Source organism: Aeromonas sp. SrichE-2G, from assembly GCF_017939565.1.
In the GTDB taxonomy this organism is placed as follows: domain Bacteria; phylum Pseudomonadota; class Gammaproteobacteria; order Enterobacterales; family Aeromonadaceae; genus Aeromonas; species Aeromonas taiwanensis.
Genome location: NZ_JAGKRG010000024.1, coordinates 1 through 704, shown reverse-complemented (window position 1 = coordinate 704; position 704 = coordinate 1). Strand labels below are relative to the sequence as shown.

Below are 704 nucleotides of genomic sequence, written 5' to 3'. Positions count from 1 at the left end.
CGCGGACAGTGCCTGGTGGGTAGTTTGACTGGGGCGGTCTCCTCCCAAAGAGTAACGGAGGAGCACGAAGGTTGGCTAATCCTGGTCGGACATCAGGAGGTTAGTGCAATGGCATAAGCCAGCTTAACTGCGAGACGGACAGGTCGAGCAGGTACGAAAGTAGGTCATAGTGATCCGGTGGTTCTGAATGGAAGGGCCATCGCTCAACGGATAAAAGGTACTCCGGGGATAACAGGCTGATACCGCCCAAGAGTTCATATCGACGGCGGTGTTTGGCACCTCGATGTCGGCTCATCACATCCTGGGGCTGAAGTCGGTCCCAAGGGTATGGCTGTTCGCCATTTAAAGTGGTACGCGAGCTGGGTTCAGAACGTCGTGAGACAGTTCGGTCCCTATCTGCCGTGGGCGTTGGATGATTGAAGGGAGTTGCTCCTAGTACGAGAGGACCGGAGTGAACGAACCTCTGGTGTTCGGGTTGTCACGCCAGTGGCACTGCCCGGTAGCTAAGTTCGGAATCGATAACCGCTGAAAGCATCTAAGCGGGAAGCGAGCCCTGAGATGAGTCATCCCTGACCCCTTGAGGGTCCTAAAGGGCCGTTGGAGACCACAACGTTGATAGGTGGGGTGTGTAAGCGCGGCGACGTGTTGAGCTAACCCATACTAATTACCCGTGAGGCTTAACCATACAACACCCAAGAAGTGTT

1 rRNA gene is annotated in these 704 nt (G+C 55.1%); it reads left to right on the top strand.

Annotated features, from left to right (window positions below):
- Positions 1-685: ribosomal RNA gene (locus J9885_RS14830) — 23S ribosomal RNA — on the top strand; the annotation flags it as partial.
- Positions 686-704: the final 19 nt, after the last annotated feature.